We start from the raw sequence: 17,959 nt of genomic DNA, 5'->3' as shown, positions 1-17,959 counted from the left end.
GGTCAGCGCAATCCCGCTTCGCATTTCGCGATCGCCTCGACCATCGCCTGGAAGCGAACATGGTGGCGCACCGCGTCGAGGTCGGAATCCTGCTTGAACCAGAGCAACTGGTAGCAGGAGCTCTGCGGCAGCAAGGTTTCGAGAAGATCGAGGGCCGCGTCGATATCGCCAAGGATGCAAAAGACGCAGGCCGTGTTGTAGCGGGCGACCACGTCATCGGGATCGATTGCCAGCGCCCGCGCTGCCCATTCGCGCGCACGGTCGGCCTCGCCCATATGGGCAAGCGCCAGCGCGCCGCGGTGGGCCGGGCCCGAGTTTTCCGGGTTGAGCTCCAGCGCCCGCTCCGCCCGAGCGATGCCGATGCGCGCCCACTGCTTGCGTTCAGTATCCCGGCCGAGCGTGCGATAGGCGCTCATCAGGTGGATCGGTGACAGGTAGTCGTCCGGCCGGATATCGGCGGCACGCTTGAAGAACTGAATCGCCATTTCGAACGCGCCCTGCATGAACAGGAAGCGGCCATAGTGGAAATTCGCCTCGTAGAGCCCGGCATCCAGCGCAAGCGCCTGCTCGAAGGCGGCGACGGCTTCGTCGCATTGGCCGTCCTGGTGCAGCACGAGACCGCGAGACGCATGGGCCTCCGCGAGGTCTGGGTCGAGCGCCAGCGCCTTGTCGGTCATGGACAGGATGCCTTGCAGCGGAAATTCACCCTCGTGCCAATCGCGAAGCGCCGACTCGCAGTCGGCAATGCCGGCATAGGCGCGGGCAAAATCCGGATCGAGCTCCACCGCCTTCATGAACATGCGCCGCGCGAGCAGGAGATAGGAGCGCGTCCAGGCGTGGGAAAACTGCCGGCCACGCAGATAGTAGGTATAGGCCTCGACGCTTGTCGTCGGATCGCTTTCGATCGCCCGCCTCTCCGCCGGCAGCAGCTTGATCTTCAACTGGTCGACGATCGCATGGGTGATTTCGTCCTGGATCGCGAAGATATCAGTCAGGTCCCGGTCGTAGCGGTCGGCCCAGAGATGCGTGCCGGTCAGCGCATCGATCAACTGGCCGGTGATGCGCACCCGCGCGCCCGCCTTGCGCACGCTCCCCTCGAGGATGTAGCGGACGCCCAATTCCTGGGCCACCTGCTTCACCTTCACCGACCGCCCCTTGTAGGTGAACACGGTGTTGCGAGCGACGACGTGCAGCTTCGAGATCTTCGAGAGATCGGTGATGATGTCTTCGGTGATGCCGTCGGAGAAGTATTCCTGCTCCGGATCGTGGCTCATATTGGTGAAAGGAAGCACGCCGACCGAGAGCCCGTAGCCATCGTCGAGCACCACCGGGCACGATCCGTTCGGTGCCGACGCGACCTTCGTCGGGGCGCCGAGCGCCACCGAATAGACGTGAACGCCGGCGGCGATGTTCTTCAGCGTGTGTTCGCCCTTGTCGACGAAGCCGACATCCAGGCGCGACCCGACATGATCGCGCACGGAAGCCGAGACGGCGATGCCCGACGGCTCTGCGAGGCCTTCGAGACGCGCCGCGACATTGACGCCGTCCCCGAAGATGTCGCCATCCTCGACGATGATGTCGCCGAGGTGCACGCCGATCCTGAGCTCGATGCGCTTCAGCGGCGACACGCTTTCGTTGCGCAGCAGCATGCCGCGCTGGATATCGACGGCGCAGGCGACCGCGTGCACGACGCTTGCGAACTCGACCAGGATGCCGTCGCCGGTGAGCTTGACGATGCGTCCCTTGTGACGGGTGATCTTCGGATCGACGAGTTCGCTCTTGTGCCGTTTCATGGCGGCCAGCGTGCCGGTTTCGTCAGCGCCGATCAGGCGACTGTACCCCACGACATCGGCAGCGAGAATGGCAGCAAGCCGGCGTTCCAAGAAACCCTCGAAGTCATCTCCCGAATGAGGTTCGCACTTTAGCGCTTTCTTTCCCATCTGTCCTGCGCCCTTTTCTGGTTGAAACGACAGGTTTCGCAACCAAGGTAGCGGCGAGCCGGAGGCGATGGAGTTCCAAAGGTAACGGGGAGTTGCGGCGGGGCGGCCGGGTCAGGGACGGATCAACACCGTCACCATCATCATCACGATGGCGAAGACCGCGATCTTCCAGAAATCGCGACGGCGGCGCAGCCCCGGAATGCCGATCGGCCAGAGGAGCTGAATGGCCATGATCAGAAGCAGAAAAAGGGCGATCGCCTTCTGCATGTTGCCCTCGTCTACCGGGAGGCTGCCTCAACCGGTGAAGCGTTCGCAACACCGGCACTCTTCGTCGCACGCAGCACCGCCTCCCCCGAGGACTAGCGATACGTTGCGCTTGGCAAAAAGGGCTAGTGTTTCCGCGGGCGATTTGCAATGACCGGCCGCCGCATGTTGCGTCATTCGTCTCCCATCGAAGGACAAAACCTGCGGCACAGCCAGACGCTGCAATCAGAAACCGGCTGGCAATTCACCAGGCACCGCCCTAACTTGCTGACGGCAGAACGAATTTCGGATGAATGATGAGAAAGAACCTGCTCCCGGTCGCCGCCCTCCTGCTCGGCACGCTGTTTCTCTTTCTGGGCAATGGTCTGCAGGGACTTCTTCTTCCCGTGCGCGGCACCGCTGAAGGCTATCCCACCACCATCCTCGGGCTGATCGGCACATCCTGGGCTGCTGGCTTCGTTCTCGGCTGCTTCTTTGCGCCCACGGTCGTCAAGCGCATCGGCCACGTGCGCGCCTTCAGCGTCTTTGCCTCGCTCATCGCCATCGTCGCGCTAATGACCGGCATCCTGATCGATCCGACCTGGTGGCTGATCCTCAGGGCGCTGACAGGCTTCTCCACTGCCGGCACCTCGATGATCATCGAAAGCTGGCTGAACGAGCGCGCCACCAACGAGAGCCGCGGCGTCATCTTCTCGCTCTATATTGCCATCACGCTCTTCGGCGTCGTCGGCGGCCAGATGATGATCCCCTTCGGCGATACTTCCACCACCATCTTATTCATGATCTGCGGCATCCTCTACTGCGTCGCCATGCTGCCGACGCTTCTGTCCAAGGCTGCCTCGCCGCAACCGCTGAAGAAGGTGAGCCTCGACCTGCGCGGCCTTTACCGCAACTCGCCGGTTTCCTTCCTCGGCATCCTGCTCGTCGGTATTGCCAACGGCGCCTTCGGCACGCTCGGCGCCGTCTTTGGCCGCCAGGCGGGACTTTCCGACAGCACCGTCGCCGCCATGATGAGCGTGGCGATCTTTGCCGGCGCCGTCATGCAGTTGCCGGCCGGGCGGCTATCCGACCGCATCGACCGGCGCTACGTCCTGGCAGCACTTGCCGGGGTCGGCGCTCTCGCAGGCTTGCTGATCTTCCTGGTCGAGCCGACCCAGGTCTGGATCGTGCTGACGCTGATTGCGATCTACGGTGCGGCGGCCAACGCGCTCTATCCGATCGCCGTGTCGCACGCCAACGACTTCGCGACGGCCGAGGACTTCGTCAAGGTCTCCGGCGGCCTGCTGCTGCTCTACGGCATCGGCACCATCATCGGCCCGACGATCGGCGGCCCGGTCATGACGGCGGCGGGCCCCTACGGCCTGTTCATGATCACCGCCTGCGCCCATATCCTGATCACGGCCTACGCCATCATCCGCAGCCGGATGCGCGCGCCGGTCCCGGTATCCGACCGCGACGCCTTCTCGCCGGTCAACGCCGGCACGCCGACGACGCCGGAAAGCCTGCAGCTTTCGCCGCGCGCGGCGCCGTTTGACGAGACACGCAACGAGCCAGACAAAGGTCCGGAATGGGAGGATCAGTCCGATGAGCCTGTTTGACGACGATCGGCCGCAAAAGAAGGTGGCCCATGAAATTGGCAGCGATCTCGCGCTGCTGTCGGTTGACGAGTTGACGCAACGCATCACCCTTCTGACCGAGGAGATTGCACGGCTGGAGGCGGAGCGGACACGCAAGTCCGCCAGCCGCTCGGCCGCCGAGAACCTGTTTCGCTGATCCGGCGGCGTAAGGTCGCACCGCAGCAAAACGAAGCGCGTTTAACGCGGCATTAAGCATTATCTGCGATTGTCAGGGCATCCGGAGCTTTCCGGTTTCAGACAATTTCACCGACTGGCGAATGGGTCTGATTTTTCTCCCTGTTTTACCTTGAGAGCCGCTTTCCGCGGCTCTTTTTTTGTTTTGGCATAGGTTTATCCAAAGAACTGTGGAGATTAACCCTTTCTTAAGAATGCCCTTGCGCGAAATGCGCTATCGGATCATTCTTCAAGCATAGAGACGGGCAAGGATTTATTTCCCATAACCGTCCACTACCTGACTGTCGTGATGCGTTTGAACCAGGGAAAACAGGTCATGTCCGAGAGAGGATTGAATACGGTCAGTTTCGCAGGACACGCGGCGTCCTCGGCACAATTCAAGACCCTCTATTCGGAAGGCATGGGACTGGTCGAGGAAACGGCCACCTATCTCGACGGACCCGGCCGCGCCGCTTCCAAGGTCCTGCCGCGCATGGCATCGGTTCTCTATGCAGCCGAATCCATGCGGCTCACCACCCGCCTGATGCAGATGGCTTCCTGGCTGCTCCTGCAGCGCGCCGTCAACAACGGCGAGATGAGCCGCGATCAGGTGATGTCGGAAAAGAGCAAGGTTCGCCTCGACAGCTTCAACGTCGACAAGGCGGCTCCCGGCTGGGCCGAACTGCCAGAATCCTTCCGCGACCTGATCGAGCGCTCGCTGCGCCTGCAGAACCGCGTCGCCCTGCTCGACCGCGAGATCTATCGCCCGAACGAAGCGGCCGCGATCGTCCCGGACAACCAGAACGGCGTCAAGGCGCAGATCAAGCTGCTGCAGACGGCCTTCGGAACCAACTGACGCCGCGCAGAAAATAGACCTGAGAAATCAAACCCGACGCAACAGCATTTGCCGGCGGGTTTTTCGTTGCGACCGGCAGCACATGGCGGCGCTGGCGCGCCCTGGCCTCGACTGCGAAAACTCCTGGAGAAACCTCACCGAGGGCGCCTATCCGGTGACGCCACACAAGGGCATCTCGATCTCCTGACGGAAGAGGCGTTACCGCTTGCGAAAAGCGCCGGCTGGTCGGGTCAGGAACCGCGACATAACGCCGTCATCCTGCTCCTTGCCTGGCACAGCGACGGAGCGCCAGTGGCCACAGCGCGTCCATGGCACGGCGCCATGTCACCGCCTCGCCCGGCCTATCCCCCAGAACCAAGACAGAAAAAAGCCCGGGCCAAATGACCCGGGCTTCTTCAATCTGCCGAAGAGGCGCTCGATTAGAGGCCGAGGCCTTCGAAGCGCTTCTTGAACTTGGAGACGCGGCCGCCGCGGTCCATGAGCTGCTGGTTGCCGCCGGTCCAGGCCGGGTGCGACTTGGGGTCGATTTCCAGGTTCATGGTGGCGCCTTCAGAACCCCAGGTCGAGCGGGTTTCGTATTCGGTGCCGTCGGTCATGACTACCTTGATGACGTGGTAATCGGGATGGATGTCTGCCTTCATAACGATCTTCCTAGAGTTCCAGGGTCCAATTGTCGCAAGGCATTGCGACTTCGAGACCGAACACGTAAATGAAGCCGCGCACCGGCTGAACGGCCACGGCTTCCCAATTCGATGCCGTGCCTATACATCAAGGTCTGCGCGATAACAAGTGCCGCACGGAAGACTCATGGGCAATCCCTTCCTCCGTGTCTGGCGAAAGGGGTCAAGTGTCGTCAAGAGAAAACCAGGCGCCTGCGCGCAAGTCCATCCGCCCGCTCGCCACGCTCCTCCCCTATCTCGCCCGCTACCGACATCTGGTCGTCGGCGCCGGCATTTCGCTGATCCTCGCTGCCGTGACCACGCTGGCGCTGCCGCTCGCCGTTAGGCGGATGGTCGACAACGGTTTCTCCAGTCCCGACAGCGGCTTCATCAACACCTACTTCTCGATGCTGATGATGCTCGCCATCGTGCTGGCGCTGGCAAGTGCAGCGCGCTACTACTTCGTCATCACGCTCGGCGAGCGCATCGTTGCCGACTTGAGGCGCAATGTCTTCGATCGCGTCACCCGCCTTTCCGCCTCCTTCTTCGACGTCAACCAGTCCGGCGAGATCGTCTCGCGACTGACCGCCGACACCACCCAGGTGAAGTCTGCTGTCGGAGCCACCGCGTCGGTCGCGTTGCGCAACCTGATCCTGTGTCTCGGGGCCATCGGCATGATGGTCTATACCAGCCCCAAGCTGTCGAGCCTGGTGCTGATCGCGATCCCGATCATCGTCTTCCCGCTCGTCGGCTTCGGCCGTTCCGTCCGCCGCCGCTCGCGCCAGGCGCAAGACACGCTCGCTGCCGCCTCGGCCTATGCCGGCGAGGCGATTGCCGCATCGCGCACAGTCCAGGCCTTCAACGGCGAAGGGCTTGCCAACAGCCACTTCGGAGCCGCCGTCGAGGATGCCTATGGCGCGGCGCGCGCCGCGATCAAGGCGCGCTCGGTGCTGACCGCTTTCGCCATCACCATGGTGTTCGGCAGCGTTGTCGCCGTGCTCTGGTTCGGCGCGCACGACGTGCTCTCGGGCAATCTCTCCGCCGGTACGCTCAGCCAGTTCCTGCTCTACTCGGTCTTTGCCGCGGGCAGCCTCGGTTCGCTCTCTGAAGTCTGGGGCGAGCTTTCGCAGGCAGCGGGTGCTGCCGAGCGGCTGAACGAGCTTCTGACCGAAGTCCCCGAGATCCAGGCGCCGGAAAATCCGGTCGCCATGCCGGTCCCGGCGACCGGCGCCATCGCCTTCGACGACGTTCATTTCGCCTACCCGTCGCGACCCGACTACAAGAGCCTCAACGGCCTCAGCTTCAAGATCGCGCCCGGCGAGACCGTTGCGATCGTCGGACCGTCCGGCGCCGGCAAGAGCACTGTGTTCTCCATGCTGCTTCGCTTCTACGACCCTGCCAAGGGCGCAGTGCGCGTTGATGGCGTCGACATTCGCACGGTCGACCCGAAGGATCTGCGCGACCGCATTGCGATCGTGCCGCAGGATGTGACGATGTTCGCCTCGTCCGTGCATGACAACATCGCCTTCGGCATGCCGAATGCCAGCCGCGAGGCGGTGCGTGCCGCCGCCGTCGCCGCGCAGGCGGACGAGTTCATCAACAGGCTCGACAAGGGTTACGACACCTATGTCGGCGAACGTGGCGTTACACTTTCCGGCGGCCAGCGCCAGCGCATCGCCATCGCCCGCGCCATCCTCAAGAACGCGCCGGTGCTGCTTCTCGACGAAGCAACCTCGGCCCTCGACGCCGAGAGCGAGACGCTGGTCCAGAAGGCGCTCGACGGCCTGCTGCACGAGCGTTCGACCATCATCATCGCCCATCGGCTGGCGACCGTGCTGAAGGCCGATCGTATCCTGGTGCTCGATCATGGCCGCATCGTCGAGGAAGGCACCCACGCCTCCCTCATCCGCCAGGGCGGCCTCTACGCCAAGCTGGCGCGGCTGCAGTTCAACCATGGCGCAGAGGCCCTGTTCGTCAACGTGCAGAGCTAAACGCACCGCACGGCGCGAAAAGCGTCCTCCGATTTGCCGTAAAGCGGTTGCCGACGGGAGGCCGAGCCCTATTGTTAGGGGGCCGGCCGAGGAGGCCGGTATCGCTTTCTGCTGAATTGATCGGGAGGACTACCGCATGGCATTTTCGCACCTGACCCGGCGTGCCGCTCTGGCGCTGGGCCTGATGGCGCTGACGGCGCTGCCCCTTGGCTCGACGGCACTGGCCCAGGACTTCCCCGACCGGCCGATAACGCTCGTCGTTCCCTTTGCCGCCGGCGGTTCCACCGACGTGGTTGCCCGCATCGTCGCGCAGAAAATGTCGGAGGACCTCGGCCAACAGGTGATCGTCCAGAACGTTGCCGGCGCCGGTGGCAATCTCGGCGCAGACAATGTCGCCCGCGCCGATCCGGACGGCTATACGATCCTGATGGGCACGGTCGCCACCCACGCGCTCAATCCGCTGATCCTGAAGACCAAGCCCTACGATCCCGAAAAGGATTTCGCGCCGATCTCCCTGCTCGTCGTCGTGCCCAACGTGCTCGTCGTCAATCCGGAACTCCCGGCCAAGGACGTTGCGGAACTGCTGGCACTCCTGAAGGCCAAGCCCGACGAGTACAGCTATGCGTCTTCCGGCAACGGCACGCCGCTGCACCTCTCCGGCGAACTCTTCAAGAAGATGGCCGGCGTCAGCATGCAGCACATCCCCTACAAGGGCGCAGGCCCGGCGCTGAACGATGTCATCGGCAACCAGGTGCCGATCATGTTCGACAACCTCCCCTCCTCCTCCAGCCACATCAAGGCGGGAACGCTGAGGGCGCTTGCGGTGACCACGGCGGAACGGGCACCGTCCTTCCCGGATGTGCCGACGGTCGCCGAGGCCGGCATTCCGGGCTACGAGACCTACACCTGGAACGCGCTCTTCGCCCCGGCCAAAACACCTCAGCCGGTCGTCGCCCGCCTCAACGAGGCGGCCAACAAGGCGCTGAAGGATCCCGCTGTCGTCGAGCGCATGAAGGAATTCAGCGCCACGATCGTCGGCTCGACGCCGGAAGAGCTGGAAGCCCATGTGAAAGCCGAACTGGCGAAGTGGACGCCGGTCGTTCGTGACGCCAATGTGCAGATGGATTGACGATCAGAACGAGCGGGGCCCCTCATCCGGCTGCCGCCACCTTCTCCCCGCAGGCGGGGAGAAGGGACTTGTGGCGCGGTCCGTGCGTATGCGCCAGCACATACGATGTTACTCGGTTGCCTGAACCTCGATGTACCGCGCCGCCTCGGCGGCGATTACACGTGAGGGTATCGTTGCACAATCGACCGTCACCTCCCCGCTTGACGAGAAGAGGGCTAGGATGAGGGGCAAATGCGCGGCAAGGAGCCATCACACCCCGGCAGCACCCCGCCCCGCGGCCCGGCCGGAAAAGATGCAGCCGCCGAGGAACGTGCCTTCGAGCGCGTTGTAGCCATGCATGCCGCCCCCGCCGAAGCCGGCGACTTCGCCGGCAGCGTAGAGACCGGGCACCGGCTCGCCCGATTGCTCCAACACCTGGCCCGACAGGTTGGTTTGAAGCCCGCCCAGCGTCTTGCGCGTCAGGATATGCAGCCGAACGGCAATCAGCGGCCCGGCTTTGGGATCGAGCAGCCGATGCGGCTTGGCCGTGCGCAGCAGCCGGTCGCCGCGATAGGCGCGCGCACCGCGGATCGCGGTCACTTGCGCGTCCTTGGAGAATGCGTTGGTAATTTCCCGGTCGCGCGCCTCGATCTGCTGCCGCAAGTGCTCCAGTGACAGCCGGTTCTCACCGGTCAGCGCATTCATCGCCGGCACCAGGTCTTCGAGACGGTCGCGCACGATGAAATCCTCGCCCTTGTCCATGAACGCCTGGACCGGCCCCGGCGGGTTCTTGCCGAACCGCTTTAACAGAAGGGCGATGCTCTTGCCGGTGAGATCGGGATTCTGCTCCGAACCGGAAAGCGCGAACTCCTTTTTGATGATCGCCCGCGTCAGCACGAACCAGCTGTAATCATGACCGCTGTCGCGGATCGCCTTCAACGTGCCGAGCGTATCGAAGCCGGGCATGGCCGGCGCCGGAAAACGATTGCCGTCGGCGTCGCACCAGAAGGACGAAGGCCCCGGCAAGATGCGGATGCCATGGTCCGGCCAGATCGGATCGAAGTTCTTCAACCCCTCCGTATAGTGCCACATGCGATCCGCATTGATGACCGCGCCGCGCGCCTGGCTGACGATCTCCAGCATGCGCCCGTCGACATGGTGGGGCACACCCGCAACCATCGTCGCCGGCGGTTGGCCGAGCCGCTTGCGCGGCCAGTTGCGGCGCACCAGATCATGGTTTCCGCCGATACCGCCTGACGTGACGACGACCGCGCCCGCCGAAATCTCGAAATCACCGACGATGTCGCGGGAGCTGCGTTCACTGCGCCCGACCGGATCATCCTTGAGCAGCGCACCGCGCGCACCCGTCACGCGGCCTTCGGTGGTCACAAGTTCATCCACCCGATGGCGGAAGCGGAAGCGCACCAGACCACGACTTTCCGCCTCCCGCGTCAACCGGATGAACGGTTCGAGCACCGCCGGGCCGGTACCCCAGGTGACGTGAAAGCGCGGCACCGAATTGCCGTGCCCGTGGGCGAGCCCACCTCCGCGCTCCGCCCAGCCGACCACGGGAAACCAGCGCATGCCGAGCGAGTGCAGCCAAGAGCGCTTCTCGCCCGCGGCAAAGTCGAGATAGGCTTCGGCCCAGAGCCGTGGCCAGTGATCCTCCGGACGGTCGAACTGCGAGGAGCCCACCCAGTCCTGCCCGGCAAGCTCGCGGGTGTCGCGGATGCCCATGCGGCGCTGTTCAGGGCTGTCGACAAAGAACAGGCCGCCAAGCGACCAGAAGGCCTGTCCGCCAAGGTTCTGTTCCCCTTCCTGGTCGAGCACGATGACCCTGCGGCCGAGTGCCGCCGCCTCCGCTGCGGCGACAAGGCCGGCAAGCCCCGCGCCGATAACCAAAACGTCGCAATCCATGAAATGCTCTCCCCCTCGCATCCCATCCGGCCCCCCACGCACTGACACGCAAAGGCCGCCGCAGCCATCTGAATGGCTGCGGAAATTGTTACGCGTACGTCAAGGTCAATTCAAGCGTCAGGCTGCGTCGCCCGACGACGGGATACGCGGAGAGCGAATTCTATTTCTCGGTCAGCTTGAGCTCGATGCGGCGGTTCTGCGCCCGCGCCTCAGGGGTTTCACCCGGTGCAATCGGCTGGTACTCGCCAAAGCCCGCAGCCACTAGCCGATCTGCTGGCACACCCTTCGAGATCAGGAACTTGACCACGGAGGTTGCACGCGCCGACGAAAGCTCCCAGTTGTCGGCGAAGCGCCCGGCGCCTGAAAGCTGCACATTGTCCGTGTGGCCGTCGACGCGCAGCACCCAGTTGATTTCGGAGGGGATTTCCTTGGCGAGGTCGAGCAGCGCGGTGGCGAGCTTGGCCATTTCCGCCTGCCCCTCCGGATTGAGGTCGTTGCCACCAGAGGGAAACAGCACCTCCGACTGGAAGACGAAGCGGTCGCCGACGATGCGGATGTTCTCGCGGTCGGAGAGAATTTCCCGGAGGCGTCCGAAGAAGTCCGAGCGGTAGCGGTTGAGTTCCTGCACCCGCTGGGCAAGCGCCACGTTCAGCCGGCGTCCGAGATCGGCGATCTTGGTCTGCGACTGCTGGTCCTTGGCTTCCGACGCCTGAAGCGCGACTTCGATGGCGGCGATCTGGCTGCGGAGCGCGGCGATCTGCTGGTTCAGCAGCTCGATCTGGCTCATGGCCCGGGCGCTGACTTCACGCTCGGTCTCAAGCTCAGAGCCGAGACGGCCGATCTTCTGGTTGGCGGCGTCCGTGCTCCCGGCGCCCTGGTCGAGCAGGGCCTGCAGCCGTGAGCGTTCGCCTTCGGACGTGGCGAGCGACGCCTGCAGATTGGCAAGCGAATCCTCGAGATCCTGCTTGCCGCTCTTTTCGAGCGCCAAAAGCTGGGTGAGTTCGTTGATCTGACTGTTCAGCCGCGTCAGCACCTCGTCCTTGCCGCTGATTTCGCGACTGAGCAGAAACTGTGCAAGGACGAAGACGGTCAGCAGGAACATGATCGACAGCAGCAGCGTCGACAGCGCGTCGACGAAGCCCGGCCAATAGTCGATCGTGCGCTGAGAGCGGCCTTTTCGGGCAAGCGCCATGGATTACTCCCCTCCGGTCTCTTCCACGCGCGCCTTGGCCGACACGGCCGGCTTGTCATGCGCAGGCGACCGGTCGGAGATGCCGACCCGCGATGCCAGCTTGTCGAGCGTCTTGCGCATCGCCTTGGCTTCGTCCTGCTGAGCCTCGATCCAATCCCGCAGCATCTGCTGTTCGCCGCGCATGTTCTTGACCAGCCCTTGAATGCCTTCGGCGAGGCTTGCCATGGCCGCGGTCGTGCGCTGGTTCGCGCCGCCCTCATGGTTGAGGCGGACGAGCTGGTCGGTGAGCCTCTTCAGCTCCTCGACCGGCGCGCCGGCGGGCAGATCGAGCGCCGGCGAAAGTTCCGAGCCGACGTCCGTCACGGAGGAGAGCCAGTTTTCAAGCTCGGTGTAGAACCGGTTCTGCGCGCGCCCGGCCTGCAGATCGAGAAAGCCGAGGATCAGCGAACCGGAAAGGCCGAAAAGCGACGTCGAAAACGCCGTGCCCATGCCGGTGAGCGGTGCCGACAGGCCATTCTTCAGAGCCGAGAGGATGTCTTCCGTCGTTCCCGATCCGGCATCCAGAGACTGGATGACCGTGTTGATCGAGCCGATCGTTCCAAGAAGGCCCCAGAAGGTGCCGAGCAGGCCGAGAAACACCAGAAGCCCGGTCAGGTAACGCGAAATGTCGCGCGATTCGTCGAGGCGGGTGGCGATGGAATCGAGGATCGACCGCAGCGCCGTGGTCGAGATCGCCGTCTGGCGACCGCCGATCAGCGCCCGCATCGGCGCAAGCAGCACCGGATCGCGCCCGACCTTGTCCGCGCTGCCGGCGGCACGAAACGAGTTGAACCAGCGCACCTCGGGGCGCAAGCCCAGCACGTGGTTGAAGACGAGCAGGATGCCGATCAGAAGGACACCGAGGATCAGGCCGTTGAGGCCCGGATTGGCGAGAAAGGCGTTTTGGGCCTGACGGAAGAGGATCGCACCCACGAAGCCGACGATGATCAGAAAGACCACCATCGTCCAGAAATAGTGCATGGGGCTCGAGAGCTTGTGCGGGTTGTAGCCGTCTTCCATACCTTCCCGACCGTTCCACCCGGACAGATGCAGTTTCGTCATGGGTATGAGTATCTCCCGCTTCACTTGACGGAACGGCGCCGCGCCGGCCCGGAGCCTATCGCATAATTCCTGAAACCGAAATCGATTCAAGGGCCAATTTGTGTATGCAGCCGGGATCACGCCACGGCCTGCAGGTCGCCAGTTAGGCACAGGCCTGTGGCGGTGTCGTGTTGCACCGCCCAGCTTCGCGCCAAAAACAAAGCCTCCGATGCGGGATGCGCATCGGAGGCTTCGGAACGAACGGGATTGCGACTTACTTCGTCGGCACCGGGCGGTGAACGACTTCCGTCAGCGCCTTGACGATGTACTCGTTGCCGCAGATGACCGAACCGTCATCGACCGGGCGGGCGCCGCCGTTGATATCGTGCGTCCAACCACCGGCTTCGCGAATGAGAAGCACACCGGCGGCAATATCCCAAGCGGCAAGGTCGCGCTCCCAGTAGCCGTCGAAACGGCCGGCAGCGACATAGGCAAGATCGAGCGCAGCCGAGCCCATGCGGCGGATACCTGCAACTTCGCCCATCACATGGCGCAGTTCGATCAGGTACTTGCCGTGGTTGCCGCGGCCAAGATGCGGCGTGCCGGTGGCGATGACGGCATCGGAAAGATGCTTGCGTGCAGCGACGCGCAGACGACGGTCGTTGAGGAAGGCGCCACCGCCGCGCTCGGCCGTGTAGAGTTCATCGGTTGCCGGGTTGAAGACGACAGCGCCGACGATCTCGCCCTGGCGCTCCAGTGCGATCGAAACGGCGAAATGCGGAATGCCGTGCAGGAAGTTGGTGGTGCCGTCGAGCGGATCGACGATCCAGCGGTGCGCACCGTCGGTGCCGATGATCTCTTCGCCTTCCTCGCCGAGGAAGCCATAGGTCGGGCGAGCCTTCAGGAGTTCTTCGCGAATGAGCTTTTCGGCCTTACGATCGGCCTGCGAAACATAGTCGCCCGGTCCCTTGAGCGAGACCTGCAGGTTCTGGACTTCGCCGAAATCGCGGGACAACGACTTGCCCGCCTTGAAGGCGGCCTGAACCATGACATTGAGAAGTGCTGAACGGGCCATCTGGCGATCCCTTGAAAAACGAAGGCCGATCGAACGCGTTCGATCGGACGTTGAACCTGCTTGACGAAACATAGGCGCATTGCCGGCCCCAAGGGCAAGCTGCAAACCGTGTTCCGTCGTCAAAAAACCGAGTGAAGTCTCACTCCGCTCGCGCATTGCTGCCACTGTCGTGGCGCCACGAGCAAAACCGCGGCCTCAGAACCACAAAAGCCCCGCGAGTTCAAGCGAAATAGCATTTTTGCCGGCCGACGGCGACGGGATTCCGCCTCGCTCAGCTCCGGCGATACCTGTTGGCCGCACTCAGCGCCTGCTTCTGCTGCTCTTCATTGAGACCGAGGTAGAAGTCCTCGAGCGCATCGTCCTTGAGACCGGCACGGCGTGACAGCACATACCACTTCGCCGCCTCGACCGGGTTGGGCCTCGTGCCGATGGCATTGACATACAGATGCGAGAGACGGTTCTGCGCCACCACGTTGCCGCCCTCTGCCGCCCGGCGCATCCAGCCGAAACCGTCCTCCAGGTTCCGATCACCGGCAATGCCTTCGATCATCCAGATGGCGATGTCCAACTGGGCGGTATCGAAGCCCGCCCGCGCCGCACGGATCAGCCATTCGCGGGCACGCGCCCGCTTGCTTTCCTCGATGCCGTCGACATTGACCAGGATCTGCGACAACGCATATTGCGCGTCGGCAATGCCCTGTTCGGCCGACTTCTCGTAATAGGGCATCGCCAGCTTCAATCCCTTCGGGCCGGGATTGTCGGCAACGAGCGTCTGGCCGTAATTGAACTGTGCCGAGCCATTGCCGAGATCGGCCGCCTTCTTCATCAGCTCTTCGGACTTTTTCCGGTCACGCTTGGCATAGCGCCCCTCCATCAGGATCAGGGCATATTTGAACATCGCCGCCGGGTCGCCTTTTTCCGCCGCCTGGCCGTACCAGAAGGCGGCCTGCTGCGGGTTGCGCACGACGCCAAGCCCCTGCTGCAAGATTTCGGCAATCAGCGTCTGTGCCGCAGGATCGCCGAGCTGCGCCCGTGGCAGCGCCAGATCCATCGCGGTCAGGTAATAGCCGCGCTGAAACGCGCCGTAGGCGTCGTCGACCTTGCCGGCGAAGGGTTTTTCGGCCGGCAGCGCCGGCAATTCGGCGCCCATGCGATCAAAGACACCCACGCCTCCAGATGGCGCCGTGCCGTCCGCCGGCTTCTTGTCCGAAGCCGCGTTCGATTTGTCGCCAGTCTCGGCTCCTTCAGGCATCGCCGCGCCGTTGAAGGGCGTGATGCGGCCACGCTTTTCGACGCCGGCATCGTCGCTTACGGCCGGCTTCTCCTGCGCATGCGCCGGCAGCGCCAGGGCAACGGCCAGGGCGACAAGGGAAAGACCCCTACTCAATCTGGAAGACGGACGGTTCAACATCGAAACGTCTTAATCTTCAAACCGTGGCGCTTTTTCGTCAAGCAACGCGTTGACCGCGGCAACGACGGAGGGCGCCTGTCCTGGCTCACCGAAGACGGCCAGACGAAGCGCCACGAACTCGGCACCGGTCTCCGCCACTGCAAGCGCCGATTGCGGATCGGTGCCGCCCATGACGATGCACGGGATCTCGATCATCGACGCCCACCATTCGGCAAGCGCGAGGTTCTTCGAATGCGCCTCCGGCTTGATGTCGCCGTCGGTCCTGCCGAAGAACACGTAGTCCGGGCGCACTTCGCCGATCTCCAGCGCATGGTGGCGGTCGGCCGCGTTGCCGCCGCCGACGATCAGCTTCGGCGTGTGCTTCTCGACCGCCTCACCGAGCACTTCGGCATTGCCGGCAACATGCAGGCCATCCGCCTTGGCGCGACCGGCAACGCGCGAGTCGCCCGCGATCAGCGCTGCGGCGCCCGCCTCCTGGATGACCGGCACCAGGCGCTCGGCATGCTTCTGGAACTCGCTATCGTCGAGCCCGTATTGCGGCACGATCACCGAGGCGACGTCGCCACCCTTGAGCGCGTCGGCGAGCACCTTGGCACGTTCCGCCGCATCGGGCATGTCGGGCGCGATCAGCACCAGGCGGCAGCGTTCTGTTGTCATGCTCAGATATCCATTTCCGGCTGTGCCGCGTAAGCCGCGAAACCAGCGCTCGATTTCATTTCCGAAAACCGATAGACGGAGACTGCAAAAGGATCAACAGCCACCCATGCTTCCGGATCTCGACTTCTACCTTATCGCCATCCCGGCCGTTCTGCTTGTCGGCCTCAGCAAGGGCGGCATGGGGGAAGCACTTTCGCTCATGGGTGTACCGATCTTGTCGATGGCGGTGTCGCCCGTCCAGGCCGCCGCCCTTCTCCTGCCGATCCTGATCGCGATGGATCTTGTATCGCTCTGGATGTGGCGCAAGCATGGCGACCGCAAGACCCTTTTCATGCTTTTGCCCGGCGCCATTGCCGGCATCGTCATCGGCTGGGCAACCTCCGCCTATGTCTCGCGTGACCTGCTCCGCCTGATCATCGGCCTGATCACCGTGCTCTTCGTGCTTCGCTACGTCTACAACATCTGGCGCATGCGCCTCGGCATCACCATCGCGCCGAAGACGCAGCGGGCCGGGCCGGCGGCGCTTTGGGGCTCGTTCGCCGGCTATGGCAGCTTCGTTGCGCATGCCGGCGGCCCGCCCTTCCAGATCTACGCGCTGCCACTGCAGCTCGACCCGCGCGAATATACCGGCACGATCGTGCGCTTCTTCGCGATCCTGAACGCGGTGAAGCTCATTCCCTATTTCGCGCTCGGGCAACTCGACCTCAGCAACCTGAAAATCTCGGCGACACTCTTTCCGCTGGCGATCGTCGCGACCGTGTGCGGCGCCTTTATCGTTCGCCGCATGAAGCCGCAGATCTTCTACCCCTTCATGTATAGCATGGCCTTCATCGCGGGCTCGAAGCTGCTCTGGGACGGTATCGTCGGCCTCGCTGCGGGCGGCTGAGCCGCCACCCAAGTATTACGGAAATATTGCAAAGCAAAATTAGCGTTTCGCACCGCACAAAATTCTTGCTGCCTTGCAAAAATTCGCCTAACGTCCGCCCATGACGATCGCGGACCCTTTCGATGCCATTGCGGACCCGAACCGGCGCCACCTGCTGGAGGAATTGCGGCGCGCGCCGAAAACCGTGAACGAACTGGCCGAAGGCTTGCCGATCAGCCGTCCGGCCGTATCGCAGCACCTGAAAGCCTTGCTGGACTGCAATTTGGTCTCGGTCTCGGCGAGCGGCACGCGGCGGATCTATGCGATCAACCGGCCGGGGTTTGACCGCCTCAACCTCTGGCTCGACCAGTTCTGGTCTTGAGCTTGGAAGCGACGAGCCGGAAAACAAGAGGACCGGGCGTCAAGCCCGGCCCGAAATTCCGTATATTCCACTGTGGGGGATTGGTTCTAAACCTTGTTGCGCCTACTCAGAGGGGAGATGGCGCTTCCCGATGGTTCTGGGAAATACCGTTGATAATCAGTGAGTCGAGGAGCGAAGCCTTTCGATTTCGTCCTTGATGCGCAGCTTCCTTCGCTTGATATCGGTAATCAGTTCGTCTTCCACGGACGGCTGATTCATCGCTACGTGGAGCTCCTGCTCCAGGGCGCCATGTTTTTTCTCAAGCGTTGCAAGATGAGCCTCAACAGTCATTTGGCAGTCCCTTCCTTTTGCTTGCATCCGGCACGCAAATGCCGGATGTTTCATGGTTGTAACCTTACTACTGTGCCATGCCATTTTTCATTTGTCGAAGGCGAAATGATGACGAGGGATAACTTCCCGTTACCGCCCAAGATGTGATAGAGCGGCGCATGAAATTCCGGTTCGAGGAGGACTTCGCAACCGGGCTGATGGGGATCGCTTTGCATGCCGGACCAGGACCAGGCCGAACTCAGACTGACCGCCGCGCGGCTGAGGCAGGAACATGAAGACTATGATGCTGCCATCAACGCCATGATCGAGACCGGCTGCGACGCGCTCAGAGTGCAGCGCATGAAGAAGAAGAAGCTGGCGATCAAGGACAAGATCAGCAAGATCGAAGACCAGATCATTCCCGATATCATCGCCTGAACGCGGAACAGGACAGACGTGATCG

The 17,959-nt window shown here is 63.2% G+C and carries 19 protein-coding genes; 9 read left to right on the top strand and 10 right to left on the bottom strand.

Going from position 1 to position 17,959, the window contains the following annotated elements:
- Positions 1–2: 2 nt before the first annotated feature.
- Both IB272_RS23735 and IB272_RS23730 read right to left on the bottom strand, forming a co-directional pair.
- Positions 3–1,883: a tetratricopeptide repeat protein gene (locus IB272_RS23735; RefSeq protein ID WP_060581212.1), complete on the bottom strand. Its 1,881-nt coding sequence runs from the start codon at positions 1,881–1,883 to the stop codon at positions 3–5.
- Positions 1,884–2,051: 168 nt separating this feature from the next.
- A complete protein-coding gene (locus IB272_RS23730) occupies positions 2,052–2,207 on the bottom strand; it encodes a hypothetical protein (RefSeq protein WP_090299729.1) in 156 nt (51 codons plus the stop codon).
- Between the two features lie 147 nt (positions 2,208–2,354).
- Between IB272_RS23730 and IB272_RS23725 the strand changes: the two genes are divergently transcribed.
- From IB272_RS23725 to IB272_RS23710, 4 genes are all read left to right on the top strand, one after another.
- Positions 2,355–2,501: a hypothetical protein gene (locus tag IB272_RS23725; RefSeq protein ID WP_156400706.1), complete on the top strand. Its 147-nt coding sequence runs from the start codon at positions 2,355–2,357 to the stop codon at positions 2,499–2,501.
- Positions 2,501–3,802 (top strand): MFS transporter, encoded by a 1,302-nt coding sequence (locus tag IB272_RS23720; RefSeq protein WP_034806144.1) that lies wholly within the window; start codon positions 2,501–2,503, stop codon positions 3,800–3,802. Before IB272_RS23725 ends, IB272_RS23720 begins: the two co-directional genes overlap by 1 nt.
- Positions 3,789–3,977, top strand: coding sequence for a DUF1192 domain-containing protein (locus IB272_RS23715; protein WP_034806142.1), 189 nt, complete (start codon positions 3,789–3,791; stop codon positions 3,975–3,977). The genes IB272_RS23720 and IB272_RS23715 overlap by 14 nt, the downstream gene beginning before the upstream one ends.
- 354 nt (positions 3,978–4,331) lie before the next feature.
- Positions 4,332–4,850 (top strand): DUF1465 family protein, encoded by a 519-nt coding sequence (locus tag IB272_RS23710; RefSeq protein WP_034806141.1) that lies wholly within the window; start codon positions 4,332–4,334, stop codon positions 4,848–4,850.
- A 419-nt stretch (positions 4,851–5,269) separates the two neighbouring features.
- Here IB272_RS23710 and rpmE read toward each other — a convergent pair whose 3' ends face one another.
- Positions 5,270–5,491 carry a 50S ribosomal protein L31 gene (gene rpmE / locus IB272_RS23705; protein ID WP_034806140.1) on the bottom strand — a complete coding sequence of 74 codons (222 nt, stop codon included), beginning with the start codon at positions 5,489–5,491 and terminating at the stop codon, positions 5,270–5,272.
- A 206-nt stretch (positions 5,492–5,697) separates the two neighbouring features.
- Here rpmE and IB272_RS23700 point away from each other — a divergent pair, with 206 nt between their 5' ends.
- Together IB272_RS23700 and IB272_RS23695 are read left to right on the top strand one after the other, a co-directional pair.
- The gene (locus IB272_RS23700) at positions 5,698–7,500 is read left to right on the top strand and encodes an ABC transporter transmembrane domain-containing protein (RefSeq protein ID WP_113135982.1); all 1,803 of its coding nucleotides are present in this window, start codon (positions 5,698–5,700) and stop codon (positions 7,498–7,500) included.
- Positions 7,501–7,636: 136 nt separating this feature from the next.
- On the top strand, positions 7,637–8,629 hold the full coding sequence (locus IB272_RS23695) for a tripartite tricarboxylate transporter substrate binding protein (RefSeq protein WP_060581103.1): 993 nt from the start codon (positions 7,637–7,639) through the stop codon (positions 8,627–8,629).
- A 249-nt stretch (positions 8,630–8,878) separates the two neighbouring features.
- On the opposite strand, the gene IB272_RS23690 is transcribed toward IB272_RS23695, so the two are convergent.
- The 6 genes from IB272_RS23690 to IB272_RS23665 form a co-directional block, all read right to left on the bottom strand.
- The gene (locus tag IB272_RS23690) at positions 8,879–10,525 is read right to left on the bottom strand and encodes an FAD-binding dehydrogenase (protein WP_060581102.1); all 1,647 of its coding nucleotides are present in this window, start codon (positions 10,523–10,525) and stop codon (positions 8,879–8,881) included.
- 160 nt (positions 10,526–10,685) lie between these two features.
- Entirely contained in the window at positions 10,686–11,717 is a 1,032-nt protein-coding gene (locus IB272_RS23685; RefSeq protein ID WP_060518618.1) for a peptidoglycan -binding protein, read from the bottom strand.
- Positions 11,718–11,720: 3 nt separating this feature from the next.
- Positions 11,721–12,818: a MotA/TolQ/ExbB proton channel family protein gene (locus IB272_RS23680; protein ID WP_060581101.1), complete on the bottom strand. Its 1,098-nt coding sequence runs from the start codon at positions 12,816–12,818 to the stop codon at positions 11,721–11,723.
- 253 nt (positions 12,819–13,071) lie between these two features.
- Positions 13,072–13,872 carry an inositol monophosphatase family protein gene (locus IB272_RS23675; RefSeq protein WP_034806132.1) on the bottom strand — a complete coding sequence of 267 codons (801 nt, stop codon included), beginning with the start codon at positions 13,870–13,872 and terminating at the stop codon, positions 13,072–13,074.
- A gap of 271 nt (positions 13,873–14,143) precedes the next feature.
- The gene (locus IB272_RS23670; RefSeq protein WP_060581100.1) at positions 14,144–15,283 is read right to left on the bottom strand and encodes a tetratricopeptide repeat protein; all 1,140 of its coding nucleotides are present in this window, start codon (positions 15,281–15,283) and stop codon (positions 14,144–14,146) included.
- Positions 15,284–15,292: 9 nt separating this feature from the next.
- Positions 15,293–15,940 carry a thiamine phosphate synthase gene (locus tag IB272_RS23665; protein ID WP_034806128.1) on the bottom strand — a complete coding sequence of 216 codons (648 nt, stop codon included), beginning with the start codon at positions 15,938–15,940 and terminating at the stop codon, positions 15,293–15,295.
- A 106-nt stretch (positions 15,941–16,046) separates the two neighbouring features.
- Here IB272_RS23665 and IB272_RS23660 point away from each other — a divergent pair, with 106 nt between their 5' ends.
- Together IB272_RS23660 and IB272_RS23655 are read left to right on the top strand one after the other, a co-directional pair.
- The gene (locus tag IB272_RS23660; protein WP_034806126.1) at positions 16,047–16,826 is read left to right on the top strand and encodes a sulfite exporter TauE/SafE family protein; all 780 of its coding nucleotides are present in this window, start codon (positions 16,047–16,049) and stop codon (positions 16,824–16,826) included.
- Positions 16,827–16,926: 100 nt separating this feature from the next.
- Positions 16,927–17,187, top strand: coding sequence for a metalloregulator ArsR/SmtB family transcription factor (locus tag IB272_RS23655; protein WP_034806124.1), 261 nt, complete (start codon positions 16,927–16,929; stop codon positions 17,185–17,187).
- Positions 17,188–17,343: 156 nt separating this feature from the next.
- Here the strand turns inward: IB272_RS23655 and IB272_RS23650 are convergent, their stop codons facing one another.
- Positions 17,344–17,517 (bottom strand): DUF465 domain-containing protein, encoded by a 174-nt coding sequence (locus tag IB272_RS23650; protein ID WP_034806123.1) that lies wholly within the window; start codon positions 17,515–17,517, stop codon positions 17,344–17,346.
- Between the two features lie 213 nt (positions 17,518–17,730).
- Here IB272_RS23650 and IB272_RS23645 point away from each other — a divergent pair, with 213 nt between their 5' ends.
- The gene (locus tag IB272_RS23645) at positions 17,731–17,934 is read left to right on the top strand and encodes a DUF465 domain-containing protein (protein WP_034806122.1); all 204 of its coding nucleotides are present in this window, start codon (positions 17,731–17,733) and stop codon (positions 17,932–17,934) included.
- The last annotated feature ends 25 nt before the right edge of the window (positions 17,935–17,959 follow it).

Source organism: Ensifer sp. ENS08 (genome assembly GCF_014852195.1).
GTDB lineage: Bacteria > Pseudomonadota > Alphaproteobacteria > Rhizobiales > Rhizobiaceae > Ensifer > Ensifer adhaerens.
This window is presented reverse-complemented; position numbering and strand designations above follow the sequence as displayed.